This window comes from Corynebacterium pygosceleis, from assembly GCF_016595275.2.
In the GTDB taxonomy this organism is placed as follows: domain Bacteria; phylum Actinomycetota; class Actinomycetes; order Mycobacteriales; family Mycobacteriaceae; genus Corynebacterium; species Corynebacterium pygosceleis.
This window is the reverse complement of sequence record NZ_JAENIQ020000003.1, coordinates 423,172-443,484: the sequence shown is the minus strand read 5'-3', so window position 1 is coordinate 443,484 and position 20,313 is coordinate 423,172. Positions and strand designations below refer to the sequence as shown.

The following is a 20,313-nucleotide window of genomic DNA, read 5'->3' as shown; positions in this document are numbered from 1 at the left end:
CGACGTACGAGGCGTTCCACGGGAGAACCGGGTGTTAACCGGAGGGGCCCGTAAGGACGTTTTCCCGACACCACCCTCCTATTGTGAGCGGTGTCCTGTCGTCTTTACAGACACACGAGACCAACAATAACGGTGATTGCAGGTCCAGGCAACCGGAGCCTCTACCATGACGGAATGGATGATTTCGAAACGGATCCGACGCCCGCCCCCGACGCCCGGAACGACACCCGGAACGTGAGCCCCGATCCACTCGCCTCGGCAGTGGTGACGGACGCCGAGTCAGCGGCCGCGAACCGCGCGTGGTGGGACTCGGACGCCGCGAACTACCACCGGGAGCACGCCACGTATCTGGGCACGGATTCCCCCGCCGGGGAGTTCCACTGGTGCCCGGAGATGCTCCACGAACGCAACGTCAGACTGCTCGGTGACGTCCGTTCATCCAGGGTCCTGGAGATCGGGTGCGGATCCGCCCCCTGCTCCCGATGGTTGGCCGCGGACGGTGTCGGTTTCATCACCGCCTTCGACCTCTCCCGGGGCATGCTCGACCGGTGCGGCTCCGGCGGCTCCGACGGTCACGGGGTCGCACTCGTCCAGGCCGACGCGATGCATCTGCCCTACCGGGACTCCTCCTTCGATGTGGCGTTCAGCGCCTTCGGTGCGATCCCGTTCGTCAGCGACAGCGCGGGACTCATGCGCGAGGTCGCCCGGGTGCTCACCCCCGGTGGACGGTTCGTGTTCGCGGTCAACCACCCGATGCGCTGGATCTTCCCCGATGACCCCGGTGAGGACGGGTTGACCGCCTACATCAGCTACTTCGACCGGTCCGGTTACGTCGAGCGCGACCCGGACACCCGCCGCGTGACCTACGCGGAACAGCACCGGACCATCGGCGACCGGATCAGGGAACTGGTCGGCGCCGGGTTCGTCCTGGATGACCTGATCGAACCTGAGTGGCCCGGGGACCTCACCGAGAACTGGGGACAGTGGTCCCCGCTGCGGGGGAGACTCTTCCCCGGCACCGCGATCTTCGTCGCACACCTTCCGGGGTAGGTCCGGCGGAATCAGTGCGCCGCGGCGTCCCAGTTCTCCCCTGAACCCGCCGAGACCTCGAGCGGGACATCGAGGGTGATGGCGCCGTCCATCTCCCGTTCGAGGATCTCCCGAACCCGGTCCAGTTCACCGTCCGCGATCTCGACGACGAGTTCGTCGTGCACCTGGAGCAGGACCCGGCTACGGACCCCCGCCCCACGGAGCGCCGCGTCGACACGCAGCATGGCCACCTTGATGATGTCGGCGGCCGTTCCCTGGATCGGCGCATTGAGGGCGGCACGCTCGGCGTTCTCCCGGGCGACACGGTTCGTGGAGGACAGCTCGGGGAGGTAGCGCCGCCGTCCGAAGAGGGTCGCGGTGTATCCGTCACGGCGGGCCGTGTCGACGACGGTGTCCAGGTACCGCTTCACCCCGCCGAAACGTTCGAAGTAGTTGCCCATGATGTGCTTCGCCTCACCCGCGGAGATGTCCAGCTGCTGGGAGAGACCGAATGCGCTGAGTCCGTACACCAGGCCGTAGGACATCGCCTTCACCCGCCGCCGGAGCTCCGGGGTGACCCGGTCCACGGGAACATCGAAGACCCGGGATCCGACGAAGTTGTGCAGGTCCTCCCCGTCCCGGTACGCCTGGATGAGCCCCGCATCGCCGGACAGATGGGCCATCACGCGCATCTCGATCTGTGAGTAGTCGGCGGTGAGCAGCGTGTCGTACCCGTCACCGACGACGAAGGCGCCACGGATCTCCCGACCCGCCGCCGTCCGCACGGGGATGTTCTGGAGGTTCGGTTCCGTCGAACTCAGTCGGCCGGTGGAGGTCACCGTCTGGTTGAACGTCGTGTGGATGCGACCGTCATCCCCGACGGCCTTGATCAGCCCGTCGAGGGTGGTCTTCATCTTCTGGTACTCACGGTGCGCGAGCAGATGGTCCAGGAACGGATGCGGATGCTTGACCGCCAGCGACTCGATCTCCTTCGCGGCGGTCGAGTAGCCGGTCTTGGTCTTCTTCGTCTTCGGCATGTCCAGCGTCTCGAAGAGCACGACCTGGAGCTGCTTGGGGCTGGACAGGTTCAGGGTGTCGTCGCCGGCGATCTCGCGTGCCGCGGTCTCCTCCGCCTCGACCTTCGCGATGAACCCGTCCCGCTGCTGTTCCAGTTTGTCGGTGTCCACGGCGATACCGACGTGCTCCATCCTCGCGAGAACCGGGATCAACGGCAGTTCCAGCTCACGGTACAGCGCGAAGGAGTTGATCTCCTCCAGCGCTGAGGTGAGGGCGACGGCGAGATCCGCGATGGCCTCCGCCTCCGCCAGCAGACCCGTGTGGTCCTCGTTCACGTCGAGGAGCGAGAGCTGGCCGGAACCGGTTGCCGCGTCACCGCCGTCATCGAGCTGGCGCTGCAGATGACGCTGCAGGACGTCGCCGAGGGCGTAGGTCCGCTGGCCGGGCCGCAGCAGGTAGGCCGCGATCGCCGTGTCATGTGCGATACCGGAAAGCTCCATGTTCCGACCCGCGAACATGTGCCACGCACTCTTGGCGTTGTGCAGGTACTTCGGTGCGTCTGAGCCGATCCACCCGGCCAGGGCCTTCTCCTCGGCGGGGGTCAGGTCCGCGACCTCGACCACCAGTGCGTGCCTCGCGGAATCGACGAACGCGACCGCCTCGACGTCCCCGCCACCCGGGGTCCCGGTACCGGCGACAGCCACCGCGAGACCACGGCCGGACCGCTCCCGGAGCCACGTGTCGAGGGGTTCCGCGTCGACGGTGAGTTCCGGACGGTCCCCGGCCGGGACGGAGTCCCCGGCGGGGACACCACCGTCGTGTTTCACCGCGCCGAGAATACGTTCGCGGAGATTCGTCCCGAACTGGAGCTCATCGAAACGCTCCGCGAGTCCGGAGACGTCCGCCGGCGCGAGTTCCAGCTGATCCGGACCGTAGGGCAGCTCCATGTCCTTGACCATCTCGGTCAATTCACGGTTCATCCGCACCTGGTCGAGCCGCTCACGGAAGTTGTCGCCGGCCTTCCCCCTGATCTCGTCCGCGTGGTCCAGCAGTTCGTCGAGGCTGCCGTACTGGGTGATCCACTTCGTCGCCGTCTTCTCCCCCACACCGGGGATGTTCGGGAGGTTGTCACTGGGATCCCCGCGCAGCGCGGCGAAATCGGGGTACTGGGCCGGGGTGAGGCCGTACTTCTCCTCCACCGCCGCGGGCGTGAACCGGTGCAGGTTGGAGACGCCACGCATCGGGTAGAGGACCGTCGTCGTCTCGTTGACCAACTGGAAGGAATCCCTGTCGCCCGTGACGATCGACGTCTCGAACCCGAGTGGCCGGGCCGCGACGGACAGCGTCGCGATGATGTCGTCCGCCTCGAAGTTCTCCTTTTCGATGGTGACGATCCCGAGCGTCTCCATGACCTGCTTGATCAGCCCCACCTGCCCCTTGAACTCCTCCGGGGTTGCGTCCCGCTGCGCCTTGTAGTCGGGGAACATCTCGCTCCGGAACGTCTGACGTCCCACGTCGAACGCGACGGCCACGTGCGTCGGCCGCTCCTCCTTCAGGAGGTTCGCCAGCATGGAGATGAAACCGTACACCGCGTTCGTGTGCTGTCCGCCCGTGGTGGAGAAATTCTCCGCGGGCAGGGCGAAGAACGCCCGGAACGCCATCGAGTGTCCGTCGATGAGCATCAGTCGCTTGGTCTGTCGGGGGGTATCTTCAGAGGCACTCACGGGATACGAGTGTACTGGTTGACGAACTCCCGCCGGTGCCCCGGACACCCGCCTCCACCGGGCCCGGTGACCGGACCCGGCCGGGCCGTTGTGAGCTCCCCACCACCGTCAGGTATCATCGTCACGCACGCCCCCGTAGCCCAATTGGCAGAGGCAACGGATTCAAAACCCGTCCAGTGTGAGTTCGAGTCTCACCGGGGGCACCACGACGGATCCACCGGACCGCACCCCGTGCGTCCGTGGAAAAGCAGAGGGAACGACCACCCGCACGGGTGGTCGTTCCCTTTTCACCGGTTACCCCCCGGACAGTGGACGTCCGTTCCGTCGTTGAGGTCACTGCGTTCGACTTCCACCGGTGACCGAATCCACCGTCCCCGGGGCAGACACTCTCCCCGTCGGTCACCGCCGCCACCTCTCTCCCGCCGCGACGGAAATCCGGACACGTCCACCGACGGACCTCAGGGAAAACACGTCCGACGCGTGTAGTCTTTCCCCGGACACCGCTCCCCCAGGGACCGGTCGACACGACCGTCCAACTCTCCTAAGGAACAACGAGAACCATGAGTCAGCTCTCCTCCACCGAACGCACCAGGCCGGGTGTCGGCGAAATCCTGCTCAACGTGATCCGCGGCGGCCTCATCGCCCTCGCCGAACTCGTCCCCGGTATCTCCGGGGGGACCGTCGCACTCGTCGTCGGCGTCTACGAGCGTGCCCTCGACGCGGGCAACGACCTCATCACCCTGGCGCGGTCCGTCGTCACCGACCGGGGAAACGTCCGCAAGAACGCACGGGCGGTCGACTGGGGTCTCATCCTCCCGGTCGGTATCGGCATGCTGGTCACCGTCTTCGCACTCGCCGGCGTGATGAAGAGCTTCGTCGAGAATCAGCCGCAGATCTCCCGCGCGCTGTTCCTCGGCATGGTCGCCGCGTCCATCGTGGTCCCGCTCCAGATGGTCGACAGGGTGGACCTGAGGAACAGGCGGGTGACGGCCGGAGCGTTGTTCGCCGTCGCCGCCGTCTGCACGTTCTTCCTCACCGGATTCACCGCCGCGGAGAACACCTCCCCCGCGCTCCCCGTGATCTTCATCGCCGCCGCTTTCGCGGTCTGCGCACTCGTCCTGCCCGGGGTGTCCGGATCCTTCCTCCTCCTGGCTCTCGGTCTCTACGGTTTCGTCCTCGGTGCCGTCCATGACCGGAATCTGACGGTCATCGCGGTGTTCGTGGCCGGCGCCGGAACGGGAATCATCCTGTTCATCCGTCTGCTCGGATATCTCATGCACCACCACCGCACGCTCACCCTGGTGACCATGGCGGGACTGATGCTGGGTTCCCTGCGCGCCCTGTGGCCCTGGCAGACGGAGGACGCCGAACTGCTCGCACCGTCGGGACATGTCGTCCTTTCAGTTCTGTTCACGGTCCTCGGGATCGGTGCCGTGGCCGCCACCCTGTGGGCCGAGAGCATGACCCGGCGCCGGGAGCGCCAGATCAGGGCGATCCGGAACCTGAACTGAGTTTCCGCACCGCGGAACTAAGCAACCGTTAAGCATGGGTTAGAATCGCTTCATGCTTTCCCTTTTTCTCCGCTCCGGACGTACCCGGGCCGGTGTCGTCACGGTTCTGACGGCCTCTGCCATGGTGCTCACGGCCTGCGTGACCAACGAAGAGACCGGCCATCCCGACGGATGGGAGGAGCTCGACATCGCCGCCGTCCCCGAGATCGCGGCGATGGTGCCCCCGCAGATATCCGAACGGGGCACGATCACGGTCGGAACGAACGTTCCCTACGCCCCCGCCGAGTTCAAGGACTCCGACGGTGAGATCATCGGCTTCGACATCGATCTCGCGCGCGCCGTCGCGCAGGTCATGGGTCTGGAACTAGAACTGGCGGACCAGGACTTCTCGCTGATCCTGCCCTCGGTGAGTGCGGGAACGGTGGACTTCGGTGCATCCAGCTTCACCGACAACGAGGAACGCCGTGAGAGCTACGACTTCGTCGACTACCTCTACGCCGGAATCCAGTGGACCGCTCAGACCGGGCACCCCGTGGACCCGGATGATCCGTGTGGCCTGACCGTCTCCGTGCAGAGAACCACCGTCAGCGAAACCGACGACATCAACCCCAAGTCGGAGGCCTGTGTCCGGGCCGGCCGTGAACCCATCACTAAACTCGCCTACGATTCCTCCGACGGAGCGGCGACCGCTCTCGTCCTCGGCCGGGCGGACGCCATGTCGAGTGACTCCCCTGTCGCAGCCTTCGCCGTCGCGCGCGCCGACGGAAAGATCGAGACCGCCGGGGAACTCTTCGACGCCTCGCCCTACGGTTGGCCCGTCCCGAAGGAATCCCCGCTAGGCCCCGCACTCGCCGCGGCCCTCCAGCATCTGATCGATTCCGGCGACTACGCCCGGATCCTCGGTTTCTGGGGGATCGAGCACGGCCTCATCGAGACCGCCCAGATCAACGGCGAGCCGTACCGTCCCTGACACACCCGTCACCGCACCCGTCCCACTTCTCACGGACCCCAGAGAGACACAGAGGATCCACATGTCACACACCACCGCCACGGCGCCGAAGCCGATCGAGGCGAAGCAGCTGCGCCATCCGGGCCGCTGGATCGCATCCGCCCTCCTACTCCTCCTCGCCGCAGGTGTCCTGTACTCGGTAGCCACCAACGAGGCGTTCTCCTGGGACGTCTACCGCAGTTACGTCTTCGACACGCGCATTCTCACCGCCGCGGGACGGACCATCCTCCTGACGGTCCTCGCCATGATCATCGGTGTCGTCCTCGGCGCGATCACGGCCGTTCTCCGGATGTCGCCGAACCCGGTCATGCGCTACGTGTCCTGGCTCTACCTCTGGATCTTCCGGGGGACCCCGGTGTACGTTCAGCTGGTGTTCTGGGGGCTCCTCGGCACGCTGTACCAGACGGTGAACGTCGGTTTCACCGAGATCGACGTCGCGACGCTCCTCCAGAACACGTTCTTCCTGGCCGTCATCGGCCTCGGACTCAACGAATCCGCGTACATGGCGGAGATCGTCCGTGCCGGTATCCAGGCGGTGCCAGAGGGACAGACCGAGGCCTCGAAGGCGCTCGGCATGAGCTGGTGGCAGACGATCCGACGGACGATCCTCCCGCAGGCGATGCGCATCATCATCCCGCCGACGGGCAACGAACTCATCTCCATGCTGAAGACGACGTCACTCGTCGTCGCGGTGCCCTACACGCTGGAGCTCTTCGGCCGCTCCATGGACATCGCCAACAGTCTCTTCCAGCCGGTCCCCATGCTCATGGTCGCGGCGACCTGGTACCTCGTCATCACCTCGGTGCTCATGGTCGGCCAGTACTACCTCGAGCGGCATTTCGCCCGGGGATCCTCGCGGGAACTGTCGTCCCGTCAGCTCGCGGCACTCGCCGACGCCGAGGGCGTCCCGCCCAGCAACATCACCGTCTCCCCGAACACGAAGTAGGACTACCCCATGACTGACCTCATGATCGACGCGCAGCAGGTGTGCAAGAGCTTCGGACAGCTCCAGGTGCTCAAGGGCATTGATCTCCAGGTACCCAGAGGATCCGTGACCTGCCTCATCGGCCCCTCCGGCTCCGGTAAATCAACGATGCTGCGGTGTGTGAACCACCTGGAGAAGTTCAACGCGGGTCGCCTCTACGTCGACGGTGAACTCATCGGCTACCGCGAACGGGACGGTGTCCTCCACGAGATCTCCGAGAAGGAGGCCGCCCGCCAACGTGCCGACATCGGTATGGTGTTCCAGAGCTTCAACCTCTTCCCCCACCGCACCGTCATCGAGAACATCATCGAGGCTCCCATCCAGGTCAAGGGCGTCCCTGCGGCGCAGGCCCGGAAGAAGGCACTCGAACTGCTCGATCAGGTGGGCCTCGTCCACAAGGCCGACGCCTACCCCGTCCAGCTCTCCGGTGGACAGCAGCAGCGGGTCGCCATCGCCCGTGCGGTCGCGATGGATCCGAAGCTGATGCTCTTCGACGAGCCGACCTCCGCGCTCGACCCCGAACTCGTCGGTGAGGTTCTCGGGGTGATGAAACAGCTCGCCGCCGACGGCATGACCATGCTCGTCGTCACACACGAGATGGGATTCGCCCGCGAGGTGGCCGATCAGGTCGCGTTCATGGACGCGGGTGTCGTCGTCGAGGCCGGGCCGCCCTCCCAGGTGATCTCGAACCCGCAGCACGAACGTACGCAGGCTTTCCTCTCCTCACTTCTCTGATCGACCGGGGCCGCGTTCGGCCCGGCACGGGCGAGGGCCCCACGAAAACGTTCGACGGGGTCAGACACGGGCCCCACCAGGTCCCGTGGTGCCCCTCTCCCGTGTGTTCCCCCGGATGCCTCCGTCGGTCAACCTCGGATTCGGTGCACGGGGCACTCCCGCACCGGCTTCCCGGCGTGGCCCCGCCCGACAGACACCGCCCCGTCCGTGTGGTCACGGAGCCCGGGCCCGGACACCGGCCCGGCGGCCATCGGGATCAGGACCCCAGAGAGGTGATTCCCTGGATGATCGCGGTGACTCCCCCGAGACCGGCGACGGTCAACGCGATCCGACGGGCGACCTCACGGGGAATGACCCGGGACAGCATCGTCCCGCCGAAAATGCCGACGAGCATACCGACGAAGGCCACCGGCCAGAGAACCGGGGGAACCGCGGTGACGGAACTCGCCCCGAGGATGATCTTCAGGATGAAGGACAGTCCGCCCGAGATCACGAAAATCGGTTGCAGGGTCGCAGCGAGCATCTGGTGCTGCCACCGGGCCGCCTGTGCGTAGACGGTGACCGCAGGGCCCGCCGCGCCTGCGAGGGTGTTCATGAAACCGGCGATGACACCCGCACCGAAAAGGCTCCCGTTCCCGGAGACCTCGGGGATGCGCCGACCTCCCCCGAGCACCACGGCGAGTGCCACGAGGAGGAGAACACCGACGATGATCTGCAACGGTGCGGCGTTGATCGCCCGGATGAGGAACACACCCGGGAACGCACCGAGGAGAAGCGGGAGAGCCAGGAGCCTGACCCTCCTCCAGTCGACGTATTCCCGCACCGTCCAGGTCGTCAGCGCGGCGTTCACCGCGGCGAGTGCGTTGACCACGAGGACACCGTCGGCGGGTCCGAGGAGCATCGCGAGGACGGGGACGACGAGCAGACCGAATCCCATGCCCGAGATCCGCTGCAGACAGGACCCCAGGATCACAATGGTCACCGTGATCGAGACGGTGGCGAGAACACTCATGCGGGGAATGCTACAGCCACGCCGGTGAATCTCCGCGTCCGGCACCGGACCGAACCCTCTTACACCGTTGTGCAGCCCCCGTACGCTGCGACTATTCCTCGGAGTCCGATACCGGGAACGGCGTCCGGCGGCACCGGCGATTCCCCCATCAGGGGTGGAACCCAGGCCCCCGCGCCACTGATTCAACGGAGAAACGCCCGTTCCTGTCCGGTCTCACGGCGCACGACCGGAGATCCGCACCCCCGGTCCGGATGAGATCCTCCGGACGCGACCCGACACCACCGCCACCGGTCCACACAGCCGTGACACAGCATGAGGAGGCCTCCGACGATCCGTTCCGTCGGCAGCGCGCCGGGGAGACCTCACGAGCGACACCGTGACCTCCGGAGTCGGGACGGTCCCCACCGGACCGTTGACGGCAACCCGGGCACACCGGCCCCGGACGTCCGCTCAGCTCACGTCGCCGGCGAACTTCGCCCGGATCTCGGTGGCGACGTTCGGCGGGAGGATGCCCGAGACGTCACCTCCGTGGCGCGCCACCTCCTTGCAGAGGGTGGAGGAGATGTAACCGTACTTCGGGTCGGTGAGGAGGAAGAAGGTGTCCACGCCGGACAACCGGCGGTTGATCTGCGCCATCGGCAGCTCGTACTCGTAGTCGATCCCGGAACGCAGGCCCTTGACCAGGGCCGTGACACCGTTTCGGGTGGTGTAGTCGACGAGCAGACCGGACCAGGTGTCCACCGTGATGCCGGGCATCCCGTCCACGGCTTCCTCGATGAGCCGGACGCGTTCCTCCATGCTGAACAGACCCTGTTTCTTCGGGTTGACGGTGACGAGCACCGTCACCTCACCGAACTGGTCCGCGGCACGACGGAAGATGTCCAGGTGGCCCATGGTGACCGGATCGAAGGAGCCGGGGCAGACGACACGCACGGTCACTCGCCCTCCCCGTGGTCCACGGCCTCCGCACCGGTGCCGGCCCCCGGCGCGCCCGCGGAACCGTCGGCGCCGGTGCCGGTGTCGACGAGATCGGCGTGGAACACCGCCATGTCCATTCTCGCCCGACCGTAGGTCCTCTTCTTCAGTTTCTGCGTCGTGGGCACGTAGCAGTCCGGCCAGGCGGTCTCCGGAGAATCGGTGTGCCGTTCGACGACGACGGCGGCACCGTCGGCGAGCGCGGGAACCAGAGCGGTCAGCATCTCCACGACCGCTTCATCGGCGAGATCGTAGGGGGGATCCGCGAGAACCATGTCGAAGTGACCCCGCGGAGCGCCGGAGACGTACACGGACGCCTTCATCTCCGCGACGGTGACGTTCGGGTGACCGACCACCGTCGCGTTGTGCCGGATCGTGTCCGCTGCGGCCCGGTTGTTCTCGACGAGGACGACCTCCTCCGCACCGCGTGAGGCGGCTTCGAGCCCCAGCGCACCCGAGCCCGCGAACAGGTCCAGGACCCGTTTCCCGGCGAAACCGAATCTCACCTGCAACGAGGAGAAGAGCCCCTCCCGGGCCCGGTCACTGGTCGGCCGTGTCCCGGCCGGCGGTACCTTGATCCTGCGTCCCCGGGCTTCGCCGGAAATGATGCGGGTCAGACCCATGTCAGTTCTCCTCCAGTTCGAGTAGCACGTCCCCGCCGGTCACGTCCGCGAAGTCAGGGAACCTCCGCGCACGCACGACACCGGGCCCCGGGGCCACGACGGGTGCCTCAAGTTTGACCGTCTCGACGACGGCGACGGGATGCCCGGTGTCCACGCGGTCACCGTCCGCGACCGTGTAACGGACGATCCCGGCGAACGGAGCACAGATTCTCATGGCGTTCAGCCTATCGCACCCCGGGAGACGGATGATCGGGTGTGAGTCGATCTGCGGTGTGGTCGGGTCCGAGGCCCCTCCGGCGGGGAGCGGACGGCACGCGGGTTCCCTCCCCCGCCCCGTCCCACCGTGGACGGTTTCACGCTCACCCGCACACGGGGGATCCCCGGGGAGCGCTCACCGGAACGATGTTCGGACCCCCTTGAACAGGGGTGGTCAGCTGCGTCACAGGTCACCATCTCCGGTGATGACCACCACAGGTGAACGGTCACACCGCCAGGAAAAAAGGGCTCCACAGGCCATCTGCCTGCCGTTTTCCCGGTGTGACAGGTACAGGAGAAGCACGCACCGTATCCGCACCTCCGACACGGCCTGCGTCGCATCCCGTCCCGGCGTAGCGTCGACGATGAGGACGCGATGAGCTCACCATTGGCGGATCGTGGTCCGCTCCCACCGCGCAGTCGGGGGGACGGACACGGTCGAACGTGACGGAACGGTCACCAGCTGTGCACCAACTGGATGGGGCTCGTTCGCGTGAGTGAACCTGATACCCGGATCATTGCGGATCCACCAGTCATGGAAAGGTCTGAAGCGATCGTGACCACCTTCGCCCCGGCAAGCACCGACACCGATTCCGCCTGGGAGGGCTTCGAGCCCGGTCCCTGGTGTGACACCATCGACATCCGCGACTTCGTCCAGCGGAACTACACCCCCTACACCGGTGACGCCGGATTTCTGTCCGGTCCCACCGCCAAGACACTGCGGATCTGGGACACCCTGGAGAAGGACTACCTCGCCGAGGAACGCAGGCGGCGGGTGTACGACGTCGACACGCACACCCCCGCCGACATCGACGCCTTCCCCGCCGGCTACATCTCCGACGACGACGATGTCGTCGTCGGCCTGCAGACGGACGTCCCGCTCAAACGCGCGATGATGCCCAACGGCGGCTGGCGGATGGTGGAACAGGCCATCCGTGAGGCGGGCAAGGAACCCGACGAGCGGATCAGGGAGATCTTCACCCGCTACCGCAAGACCCACAACGACGCCGTCTTCGAGATCTACACCCCGCGTATCCGCGCGGCCCGGTCCTCCCACATCGTCACCGGGCTCCCGGACGCCTACGGGCGCGGCCGCATCATCGGTGACTACCGTCGTGTCGCTCTCTACGGGGTCGACCGCCTCATCGAGGACAAGGAGGCCGCGAAGCACGCGGTGGGATCGAACCCGTTCAGCGAGCACTGGTGCCGCTACCGCGAGGAACACTCCGAACAGATCAAGGCCCTGAAGAAGCTGAAGAAGATGGCGGCGGACTACGGGTTCGACATCTCCCGGCCCGCCACCACGGCACAGGAGGCCGTGCAGTGGACCTACTTCGGCTACCTCGCCTCGGTGAAGAGCCAGGACGGTGCCGCGATGTCCTTCGGTCGCCTGTCGCCGTTCTTCGACATCTACGTCGAACGTGACCTGGCCGCGGGTCGGATCACCGAGGAGGACGCGCAGGAGCTCATCGACCAGCTCGTCCTGAAACTGCGGATCGTCCGGTTCCTGCGCACCATCGACTACGACCAGATCTTCTCCGGCGACCCCTACTGGGCCACCTGGTCCGACGCCGGGTTCGGTGAGGACGGTCGGCCCCTGGTCACGAAGACCGCGTTCCGTCTGCTCCAGACCCTGCGCAATCTCGGCCCGGCACCCGAGCCGAACATCACGGTGTTCTGGGATCCGGCACTGCCTGAGGGGTACAAGGAGTTCTGCGCGGCGATCTCCATCGAGACCTCCTCGATCCAGTACGAGTCGGACGAACAGATCCGCTCCCACTGGGGTGACGACGCCGCGATCGCCTGCTGCGTGTCCCCCATGACCGTCGGCAAGCAGATGCAGTTCTTCGGAGCCCGCGTCAACGCCGCCAAGGCACTGCTCTACGCCATGAACGGCGGCCGGGACGAGGTCTCCGGCAAACAGATCGTCGACGGTTTCTCCCCCGTCGAAGGTGACGGACCGCTCGATTTCGACGAGGTGTGGCACAAGTACGAGGACATGCTGGACTGGGTGATCGGCACCTACGTCGAGGCCCTGAACATCATCCACTACTGCCACGACCGCTACGCCTACGAGGCGGTGGAGATGGCCCTGCACGACTCGGACATCCAGCGCACGATGGGTTGCGGCATCGCCGGCCTGTCCATCGTCGCGGACTCACTCTCCGCGATCAGGTACGCGAAGGTCTACCCCGTCCGGGACGAGACCGGGCTGATCGTCGACTACCGCACCGAGGGAGACTTCCCGATCTACGGCAACGACGACGACCGGGCCGACGACATCGCGGCGACGATCGTGCACACCGTCATGGCGAAGATCAAGGAGATCCCGATGTACCGGGACGCCATCCCGACCCAGTCGGTGCTGACGATCACCTCGAACGTCGTGTACGGCAAGGCGACGGGTTCCTTCCCCTCCGGGCACAAGGCCGGTACGCCGTTCTCCCCGGGAGCGAACCCGGAGAACGCCCTCGACTCGCACGGCATGGTCGCCTCGATGCTGTCGGTCGGCAAGCTCGACTACAACGACGCCCTGGACGGCATCTCCCTGACCAACACCATCACGCCCTCCGGTCTCGGCCGGACCCCCGATGAACGCATCCGGAATCTCGTCGGTGTCCTCGACGCCGGATTCATCATCGATGACAACGACTGACCCACAGCCCCCCCCAACCACCACAACGTAAAGGAGCACCACCCATGTCCTCACTCTCCTTCGACGAACGTCTCGCCGACATGAAGTCCAACCGGGCCGCGACCCACTCCGGTTCCGGTCTCTACCACGCCAACATCAACGTCCTCGACCGCTCGACCCTCGAGGACGCGGTGGAGAACCCCGAGAAGTACCCGAACCTCACCGTCCGGGTGTCCGGATACGCCGTGAACTTCGTGAAGTTGACGAAGGAGCAGCAGCTCGACGTCATCTCCCGGACGTTCCACGAGGGCGCCTGACGCACCACAACCCGCTGAGGAACGGACGTACGGAAAGGAGCACCATGTCCGACGGCATCAACTCCCCCGTCGTCGTCGCCCCCTCCGAGGGGCCGAGGATACGGGGAACCGCCGAGGGCATCGGTGGTGACCATTCCGTTCTGCCCGACGACGCCGAGGGCCGCGGCAAGCTGTTCGCGGCCCGGCGCACGGGTGATGTCGGCCTGGTCCACTCCTGGGAGCTGGTGACCGCGGTCGACGGTCCGGGAACCCGGATGACGCTGTTCCTCTCCGGTTGCCCGTTGCGGTGCCGGTACTGCCACAATCCGGACACGATGGAGATGCGGACCGGCACCCTGGAGACCGCCGAGGACATCATCGCCAAGGTGAAGCGCTACCGGGCGGTGTTCCGGGCCTCCGGCGGTGGGCTGACCATCTCGGGCGGCGAACCGCTGTTCCAGATCGCGTTCGCCCGGCGGGTGTTCACAGCCTGTCACGACGCCGGGATCCACGTCGCCGTGGACACCTCCGGATACCTCGGTTCACGGTTGACCGACACCGACCTCGACTCGATCGACCTGTTCCTCCTCGACGTGAAGTCGGGGGACCCGGACACCTACCGTCGCGTGACCGGCCGGGAACTTCAGCCGACCATCGACTTCGGTGACCGCCTCGCGGCACACGGAAAGAAGATCTGGATCCGGTTCGTTCTCGTGCCCGGACTCACCGACGACCCCGACAACGTGGACAAGGTGTGCGACATCGTCTCCCGGTGGAGTGACTCGGTGGAGCGGGTCGAGGTGCTGCCGTTCCACAACATGGGCCGGGACAAGTGGCACGAACTCGGCATGCACTACAGCCTGGAGGACACGAAACCCCCGTCCCCCGAAGCGACGGAGGCCGTGCGGGAGAAGTTCCGGGCCCGTGGTCTGACCGTGTACTAGACCGCCACCGGGTGCACCGCCGTGCGGGCCGCCCTATGTCTTGTCGATGAATTCCTGTTCCTCGATCTCGACGTCACTGACCAGCTGTTCGGCGAGCACACGGTTCCGGGCGACGATGTCCGTCGCATCCTGCGCCGCACGTTCGATCATCGGGGCGTCGTCGATGAGGTCGAGGAGCCGGACGTGGCGTCGCCCGCCGGACTGCGCCGTCCCCAGGACGTCACCCTCCCGGCGGGACCGCAGATCGAGTTCCGCCAACCGGAATCCGTCGGTCGTCGCCGCGACGGCACGGACCCTCGCGAAGGAATCGGAGTCCTCGGGTTGGTCCGTGTGCAGGAGACAGAGTGAGGCGTGTCCGCCACGTCCGACCCGGCCCCGCAGCTGGTGCAGCTGACTCACACCGAAGTTCTCGGCCTCACGGATGTACATGACCGTGGCGTTGGGTACGTCGATACCGACCTCGATGACGGTGGTGGACACGAGGATGTCGACGCCCCCTGCGGCGAAGTCGGACATCACCCGGTCCTTCTCCTCGGCGTGCATCCGGCCGTGGAGCAGTCCGACGGTGAGTTCGGGGAAGATCCGGTCCCGGAGGATCCCGAAGGTCTCGGTGACACCGCCCTCGCCATCGATCCGTGGGCAGACGACGAACGCCTGACGCCCCGCCCCCACCTCCTCACGGATGCGTTCCCACGCCCGCTTCACCCACGCGGGCCGGGCACCCGGCACCACCGCACTGGTGATCGGGCGTCTGCCACCCGGGAGTTCGCGGAGGGTGGAGACCCTGAGATCACCGAATGCGGTCATCGCCACGGTGCGGGGAATGGGTGTGGCCGTCATGACGAGGAGATGGGGGGTCATGCCGTCGCGGCCCGCGCCACGCAGACGATCACGCTGTTCGACACCGAATCGGTGCTGCTCGTCGACGACAACCAGGCCGAGGTCGAAGAACTCCACTCCGTCCTGGATCAGGGCGTGGGTGCCGACGACGATGTCCGTCTGACCGGACACGGTGTCGAGGAGTGCCCGTCGACGCGCTGCCGTGGTCATCGATCCGGTCAGGACGGTCACGGTGGCGGGCACGCCGGCCGCCATGAGGGTTGCGGTGATGCTGCGGGCGTGTTGGACGGCGAGCACCTCGGTGGGGGCGAGCAGCGCGCACTGCCTGCCGGAGTCGACGACCTGGAGCATGGCCAGAAGTGCGACGATCGTCTTACCGGAACCGACCTCCCCCTGGAGCAGCCTGCTCATCGGCACAGGGGCCGCGAGTTCCCCGGTGATGTCGGCACCGACCCCCCGCTGGCCGTCCGTCAGCGGGAACGGCAGGTTGGCGAGCATCGTCGCCTTCTGTCCGTCCGGATCCTCGGGGCAGGCGGGTGCGACGCGGGCGGCGGCGTCCGCCCGCCGCAGGGCCATGACGAGCGCCAACGACAGTGCCTCGTTGTATTTCAGACGCTCGATGAAGGGCTCCGGGCCACGCCCGTCCGGTTGGTGGATTCCGCGGATCGCCTCATCGAATCCGACCATGTCGTCGGGCACGGTGTCGAGGGGCTCGGGAATCACCGGGGTCTCGGCGAGCACGGCGTTCACGGCACCGAGCAGCGCCCAACTGGTCACCCCCTTCTTCCCGGGGTAGACCGCGAGGTACTCCAGCTGGGACAGCAGTTCCTCGAGTTCCTCCGGGGAACCGAAGTCTCCGAGGGTACGCAGGGAACCGGTGGCGAACTGTCTCCGACCGGGTTCCGGGAGGATGACGTACGCGGGGTGGGAGATCTCGGCCTGACCGCGGAACACCCGGAGTTTGCCGGAGAACATGGCGCGGACCCCGGCCTTCAGCTGTCTGGCGGGGAGTCTGGCCTGGAAGAAGGTGGCCGAGAGCGTGTTCGCACCGTCGCTGATCGTGATGCGGTGCATCTGTTTACCCGTGGAGGTGTACCCCGTTTTCGCCGTGATGACGGTACCCACGCAGGTGACCGTGTCGCCGGGTTCCGCATCGTCGACGTTGACCCCGGCACCGTGGTGCGACCAGGCCCGGGGGAAGTGCAGCAGCAGTTCATCGACGGTGGTGTACCCGAAGGCCTTCTTCAACGCTGTGGCGTTCTTCTTGGGGATCAGATCGTCGATTCTCCGGGGGTCACGCCAACCGAGCATCGCCCTACTCCACCCCGATCTCGGCGAGGTGGGCGAGCCCTTCCGCCGGGTAGACCATCACCTCGACATCCGCACCGCCCTCGATGGAACCGGTGGCCCCGGGAAGATGGTCGGTGAACCGGGCGAGATCGATCTCGGAGGCCGCCTCGTCGGTCAACAGGAGGGTGACGAGTTCGCCTCCCCTGCCGAGCAACCGGGTACAGGTCTGTTCGAGTGCCGTCTGGAGGTCATCGGCGACGAGGAGGACACCGGTTCCGCTGGTGACGAGGACGTCCCCCCTGGAACACGGACCGGCGAGGGTGAGTGCCGCCTTCTCCGCGCGCTGGAGGACGGCGGTGCGCATGGAACCGGCGGCTTCGGCCATGGCGTAGGAGTCCACCGCGACCGGCTGATCGGGGTCGTGGACGGCGAGTGCGGCGATTCCGCTGACGAGTCGGGCGGTGGGAAGGATCGTCATCGTGCGTTCGGCTGCGTGGGCCGCGAGTTCGGCGGAGACCATCTCCCTGCGGCTGAGCAGACCGTTCGGGAGGAGGATGACCTCGCCGATGCCGTGGGTACGGAGTTCCGCGAGGATCTTGGAGACGGTGTCGGTGTCGTCGGGGCGGTCCCCGGAGGGCACCGGGGTGACGACGATCGCGCCGGCCTGGCGGTAGAGTTCCGCGAGCGGACCGTCGGGGGCGACGGCCATCACCGCACGGTGACGTGTCTCGACCTGCGGACTTCCGGGCAGGACCTCCAGGCGGAGGTCCGTGACCTCACCGGCGTGGAACAGTTCCTCGATCACCGGCCCGGGGGTGGCACTGTGGATGTGGACCGTCACGGCGCGGACCGGCCCGTCGGGGTCGGTGTCGACGGGGGCGAGCACGAGACTGTCGCCCCCGTCCGCCAGCGAGTCGCGCAGGGTCTCCAGGGTCGTGTCTCCGGTGAGCCGGAGGAAGCACATGATCTCGAGCTGGTTGGTGCGCCCGTGCCGGGTCTCACAGCCGGTGCTCCCCAGGCTGGCGGCGGGACGTGCGCCCGGTTCCCCGAAGGAATCGACGACACCGTCCTCCCTGGAGATTCCCTCGATCTCGTCGAGCAGGGACTGGAGCAGGACGACGAGTCCGGCCCCTCCCGCGTCGACGACGCCGGCGGATCTCAGCACCTCGAGCTGGGAGGGGGTCTTCATCAGCGCGGTACGGGCCGCTTCGACGGCGGCGGCCGCGGTCTCCCGTAGTCCGTCACCGGCCTGCCCCGCAGCCACGGCGGTCGCCCGCAGAACGGTCACGACCGTTCCCTCGACAGGTTCGGTGATGGCCCTGTCGACGAGCCGCACGGCGATGGACAGGGAGTTCTTCAGGCAACCGCCGTCCAGACTGCCGCTGGCGGCCGCCTGCGCCATGCCGCTGATGACCTGGCTGAGGACCACTCCCGAGTTTCCCCTGGCCCCACGAACGGAACCGGCGGCGAGGGCTGCGGCGACCGCGTGCGCGCTCTTCTTCTCCCCGTCATCCAGTTTGGCGGCCTCCGCGAGCGCGGCCTCCATCGTGTAGGTCATGTTCGATCCGGTGTCCGCGTCCGGGACCGGGAAGACGTTCAGCCCGTTGATCTCCTCCCTCCGGGTGGAGAGAGCGTCCACCGCCCGTTCCGCCCAGGAGAGGAGGGCGGTTCCGTCGAGGGATACGTCAGAGGCCATGGTCGACAAGTCTACAGCCGCCAGTCCACGGGCTGCGCGCCCTGTGCCTCGAGCATCTCGTTGGCGCGACTGAACGGCCGGGAGCCGAAGAAACCACGGTGGGCGGAGAGCGGTGAGGGGTGCGGCGAACAGATGCAGGGCGTGTCACCGAGGAACCGCTGCGTGTTCTGCGCGTCGCGGCCCCACAGTATCGCGACCAGCGGGCGGTTCCGCTGCGCCAGGGCGGTGATGGCGGCCTCGGTGATCTCCTCCCATCCCTTACCCCGGTGTGAGGCGGCGGCTCCGGGACGCACGGTGAGCACCCGGTTGAACAGGGCCACCCCCTGCTCCGACCACGGGGTGAGATCACCGTCGACGGGCGCCGGGAGTCCGAGGTCACCGGAGTATTCACGGAAGATGTTGGCCAGGGACTTCGGGAGGGGACGAACCCCCGGCTGGGTGGAGAAGGACAGCCCCATCGCGTGTCCCGGGGTCGGATACGGATCCTGTCCGACGATGAGCACCTTCACCCGGTCGAAAGGGTAGGTGAACGCCCTCAGCACGTCGGTTCCGGCGGGTAGATAGCCGCGACCTGCGGCGTTCTCGGCCCGGAGGAAGTCACCCATGCGGTGGATGGCGGGCGTGACCGGGTCGAGGACCCGGCGCCAGCCCTCCTCCACGGGGAGTGGCCCGGTGTGGTCGGCGGACATCTGTACGGGGTTGTCTGTGTCACTCATGGCGCCTCCGAGTCTAGGGTGACGGCACCCGGCGCGGGAAACTGTCCCAGCCCGTGCTGTGGGCGGGAGGTTCGGAATCGACGGTGACCGCCGGTCCGGTTCCGGGGCGGTTGCGGTGGACCGCCCCGATCACCCGGAATCCGCTGGGGGCGTCCTTCGAGGTGGTTCCCATGAGCGTGTGGTCCTCTCCCCCGGTGAGGACCCAGGTCCAGGGGTCGATTCCGAGGTGCCTGCCGGCCGCGGTGAGGAGCTCGTCGGGGGCGATGGCGACTCCGGCGAGGTCGATGCCGACGCCGCTGCGGCGTGCGAGGGTCTCCAGGTCGGTGATGAGGCCGTCGGAGTTGTCGGTCATCGATGACGCACCGGCCGCCCGGGCGATCACTCCCCTGCCCGGTGCGGTGGCGGGGATGAGGTGGGCCCGGACCAGCTCCGTGAACTCGGCCGGGACGTCGTCTCTGCCGTATCTCCGGAGAAGGGCGAGCCCGGCTGCGGAGTATCCGATGCGTCCGGCGGCGACGACCGCCTGGCCGGGGCGGGCGCCGTCGAGGGTGAGGGCGGGCATGCTGCCGCCGAGGTGGCCGATGGCGCTGACGCTCACCACGAGGTGTTCGCCCCCGGTGAGGTCGCCTCCCGCGAGATCCGCGCTGTAGTCGGCGACGCGTTCTCCGATACCCCGGGCCAGTTCGGTGATGAAGTCGACCGGGGTGTGTCCCGGGGCGGAGAGGGCGAGGACGACGGCGACGGGGCGGGCGCCCATGGCCTCGATGTCGGCGAAGTTCTGGACCACGGCCTTGTGTCCGATCTCCGCGGCGCGGGACCAGTCGAGGCGGAAATGCCGACCTTCGACGAGCATGTCCGTGGTGACGACGGTACGGGTGTTGGGGTTCGGCATCGGGAGTACCGCCGCGTCATCCCCGTTGCGGTGCGAGGGGGCTGCGTCGAGGATCGCGCGGATCGTGGCGTGCTCCCCGATCTCGGCGACGGTCAGACCTGTGTAGCGGTCGGGGTATTCGGTGGCCAC

The 20,313-nt window shown here is 67.0% G+C and carries 17 protein-coding genes and 1 tRNA gene; 9 read left to right on the top strand and 9 right to left on the bottom strand.

The features are described 5' to 3' along the window. Window positions 1-174: 174 nt before the first annotated feature. Window positions 175-1,050 (top strand): class I SAM-dependent methyltransferase, encoded by an 876-nt coding sequence (locus JIM94_RS08500; protein ID WP_200251988.1) that lies wholly within the window; start codon window positions 175-177, stop codon window positions 1,048-1,050. An 11-nt stretch (window positions 1,051-1,061) separates the two neighbouring features. On the opposite strand, the gene polA is transcribed toward JIM94_RS08500, so the two are convergent. Next, window positions 1,062-3,728 carry a DNA polymerase I gene (polA, locus tag JIM94_RS08495; protein ID WP_200252195.1) on the bottom strand — a complete coding sequence of 889 codons (2,667 nt, stop codon included), beginning with the start codon at window positions 3,726-3,728 and terminating at the stop codon, window positions 1,062-1,064. Window positions 3,729-3,899: 171 nt separating this feature from the next. Between polA and JIM94_RS08490 the strand changes: the two genes are divergently transcribed. The 5 genes from JIM94_RS08490 to JIM94_RS08470 all read left to right on the top strand — a co-directional run bounded on the left by JIM94_RS08490 (window position 3,900) and on the right by JIM94_RS08470 (window position 8,010). Beyond that, window positions 3,900-3,976, top strand: a tRNA-Leu gene (locus JIM94_RS08490). A gap of 354 nt (window positions 3,977-4,330) precedes the next feature. Then, window positions 4,331-5,281, top strand: a complete 951-nt coding sequence (locus tag JIM94_RS08485; RefSeq protein ID WP_200251985.1) for a DUF368 domain-containing protein — start codon at window positions 4,331-4,333, stop codon at window positions 5,279-5,281. Between the two features lie 52 nt (window positions 5,282-5,333). Beyond that, entirely contained in the window at window positions 5,334-6,251 is a 918-nt protein-coding gene (locus tag JIM94_RS08480) for an ABC transporter substrate-binding protein (RefSeq protein WP_200251983.1), read from the top strand. Window positions 6,252-6,312: 61 nt separating this feature from the next. After that, window positions 6,313-7,236 (top strand): amino acid ABC transporter permease, encoded by a 924-nt coding sequence (locus JIM94_RS08475; protein ID WP_200251973.1) that lies wholly within the window; start codon window positions 6,313-6,315, stop codon window positions 7,234-7,236. A gap of 9 nt (window positions 7,237-7,245) precedes the next feature. After that, window positions 7,246-8,010, top strand: a complete 765-nt coding sequence (locus JIM94_RS08470; RefSeq protein WP_272493938.1) for an amino acid ABC transporter ATP-binding protein — start codon at window positions 7,246-7,248, stop codon at window positions 8,008-8,010. 256 nt (window positions 8,011-8,266) lie between these two features. On the opposite strand, the gene JIM94_RS08465 is transcribed toward JIM94_RS08470, so the two are convergent. From JIM94_RS08465 to JIM94_RS08450, 4 genes are all read right to left on the bottom strand, one after another. Further along, a complete protein-coding gene (locus tag JIM94_RS08465) occupies window positions 8,267-9,022 on the bottom strand; it encodes a sulfite exporter TauE/SafE family protein (RefSeq protein WP_200251970.1) in 756 nt (251 codons plus the stop codon). A 450-nt stretch (window positions 9,023-9,472) separates the two neighbouring features. After that, window positions 9,473-9,955 (bottom strand): pantetheine-phosphate adenylyltransferase, encoded by a 483-nt coding sequence (coaD, locus tag JIM94_RS08460; protein WP_200252189.1) that lies wholly within the window; start codon window positions 9,953-9,955, stop codon window positions 9,473-9,475. Between the two features lie 2 nt (window positions 9,956-9,957). Further along, window positions 9,958-10,614 (bottom strand): 16S rRNA (guanine(966)-N(2))-methyltransferase RsmD, encoded by a 657-nt coding sequence (gene rsmD / locus JIM94_RS08455; protein ID WP_200252187.1) that lies wholly within the window; start codon window positions 10,612-10,614, stop codon window positions 9,958-9,960. Between the two features lie 7 nt (window positions 10,615-10,621). Further along, complete coding sequence (locus JIM94_RS08450; RefSeq protein WP_200251967.1) at window positions 10,622-10,834, bottom strand: acyl-CoA carboxylase biotin carboxyl carrier protein subunit; 213 nt, start codon at window positions 10,832-10,834, stop codon at window positions 10,622-10,624. Window positions 10,835-11,410: 576 nt separating this feature from the next. Here JIM94_RS08450 and JIM94_RS08445 point away from each other — a divergent pair. Genes JIM94_RS08445 through pflA form a run of 3 tightly spaced genes read left to right on the top strand, consistent with a single transcriptional unit; the run spans window position 11,411 to window position 14,750 of the window. Beyond that, the gene (locus JIM94_RS08445; protein WP_200251965.1) at window positions 11,411-13,531 is read left to right on the top strand and encodes a pyruvate formate lyase family protein; all 2,121 of its coding nucleotides are present in this window, start codon (window positions 11,411-11,413) and stop codon (window positions 13,529-13,531) included. A gap of 44 nt (window positions 13,532-13,575) precedes the next feature. Next, window positions 13,576-13,827: an autonomous glycyl radical cofactor GrcA2 gene (gene grcA2, locus JIM94_RS11325; protein WP_200251962.1), complete on the top strand. Its 252-nt coding sequence runs from the start codon at window positions 13,576-13,578 to the stop codon at window positions 13,825-13,827. 44 nt (window positions 13,828-13,871) lie between these two features. Beyond that, window positions 13,872-14,750, top strand: coding sequence for a pyruvate formate-lyase-activating protein (pflA, locus tag JIM94_RS08435; protein ID WP_200251960.1), 879 nt, complete (start codon window positions 13,872-13,874; stop codon window positions 14,748-14,750). A gap of 33 nt (window positions 14,751-14,783) precedes the next feature. On the opposite strand, the gene JIM94_RS08430 is transcribed toward pflA, so the two are convergent. Genes JIM94_RS08430 through JIM94_RS08415 form a run of 4 tightly spaced genes read right to left on the bottom strand, consistent with a single transcriptional unit; the run spans window position 14,784 to window position 20,313 of the window. Next, on the bottom strand, window positions 14,784-16,901 hold the full coding sequence (locus JIM94_RS08430; RefSeq protein WP_200251951.1) for an ATP-dependent DNA helicase RecG: 2,118 nt from the start codon (window positions 16,899-16,901) through the stop codon (window positions 14,784-14,786). A gap of 4 nt (window positions 16,902-16,905) precedes the next feature. Beyond that, window positions 16,906-18,576 (bottom strand): DAK2 domain-containing protein, encoded by a 1,671-nt coding sequence (locus JIM94_RS08425; protein WP_200251949.1) that lies wholly within the window; start codon window positions 18,574-18,576, stop codon window positions 16,906-16,908. 11 nt (window positions 18,577-18,587) lie between these two features. After that, window positions 18,588-19,292 carry a uracil-DNA glycosylase gene (locus JIM94_RS08420; RefSeq protein WP_410170968.1) on the bottom strand — a complete coding sequence of 235 codons (705 nt, stop codon included), beginning with the start codon at window positions 19,290-19,292 and terminating at the stop codon, window positions 18,588-18,590. Window positions 19,293-19,305: 13 nt separating this feature from the next. Then, the gene (locus JIM94_RS08415) at window positions 19,306-20,313 is read right to left on the bottom strand and encodes a thiamine-phosphate kinase (protein WP_248703007.1); all 1,008 of its coding nucleotides are present in this window, start codon (window positions 20,311-20,313) and stop codon (window positions 19,306-19,308) included.

What these genes read in the sequence shown, in the direction of transcription:
- JIM94_RS08500 (WP_200251988.1), top strand. Translation starts at nt 175, where the DNA reads ATGGATGATTTCGAAACGGATCCGACGCCCGCCCCCGACGCCCGGAAC.
- polA (WP_200252195.1), bottom strand. Translation starts at nt 3,728, where the DNA reads ATGCTCATCGACGGACACTCGATGGCGTTCCGGGCGTTCTTCGCCCTG.
- JIM94_RS08485 (WP_200251985.1), top strand. Translation starts at nt 4,331, where the DNA reads ATGAGTCAGCTCTCCTCCACCGAACGCACCAGGCCGGGTGTCGGCGAA.
- JIM94_RS08480 (WP_200251983.1), top strand. Translation starts at nt 5,334, where the DNA reads ATGCTTTCCCTTTTTCTCCGCTCCGGACGTACCCGGGCCGGTGTCGTC.
- JIM94_RS08475 (WP_200251973.1), top strand. Translation starts at nt 6,313, where the DNA reads ATGTCACACACCACCGCCACGGCGCCGAAGCCGATCGAGGCGAAGCAG.
- JIM94_RS08470 (WP_272493938.1), top strand. Translation starts at nt 7,246, where the DNA reads ATGACTGACCTCATGATCGACGCGCAGCAGGTGTGCAAGAGCTTCGGA.
- JIM94_RS08465 (WP_200251970.1), bottom strand. Translation starts at nt 9,022, where the DNA reads ATGAGTGTTCTCGCCACCGTCTCGATCACGGTGACCATTGTGATCCTG.
- JIM94_RS08450 (WP_200251967.1), bottom strand. Translation starts at nt 10,834, where the DNA reads ATGAGAATCTGTGCTCCGTTCGCCGGGATCGTCCGTTACACGGTCGCG.
- JIM94_RS08445 (WP_200251965.1), top strand. Translation starts at nt 11,411, where the DNA reads ATGGAAAGGTCTGAAGCGATCGTGACCACCTTCGCCCCGGCAAGCACC.
- grcA2 (WP_200251962.1), top strand. Translation starts at nt 13,576, where the DNA reads ATGTCCTCACTCTCCTTCGACGAACGTCTCGCCGACATGAAGTCCAAC.
- pflA (WP_200251960.1), top strand. Translation starts at nt 13,872, where the DNA reads ATGTCCGACGGCATCAACTCCCCCGTCGTCGTCGCCCCCTCCGAGGGG.
- JIM94_RS08430 (WP_200251951.1), bottom strand. Translation starts at nt 16,901, where the DNA reads ATGCTCGGTTGGCGTGACCCCCGGAGAATCGACGATCTGATCCCCAAG.
- JIM94_RS08425 (WP_200251949.1), bottom strand. Translation starts at nt 18,576, where the DNA reads ATGGCCTCTGACGTATCCCTCGACGGAACCGCCCTCCTCTCCTGGGCG.
- JIM94_RS08420 (WP_410170968.1), bottom strand. Translation starts at nt 19,292, where the DNA reads ATGAGTGACACAGACAACCCCGTACAGATGTCCGCCGACCACACCGGG.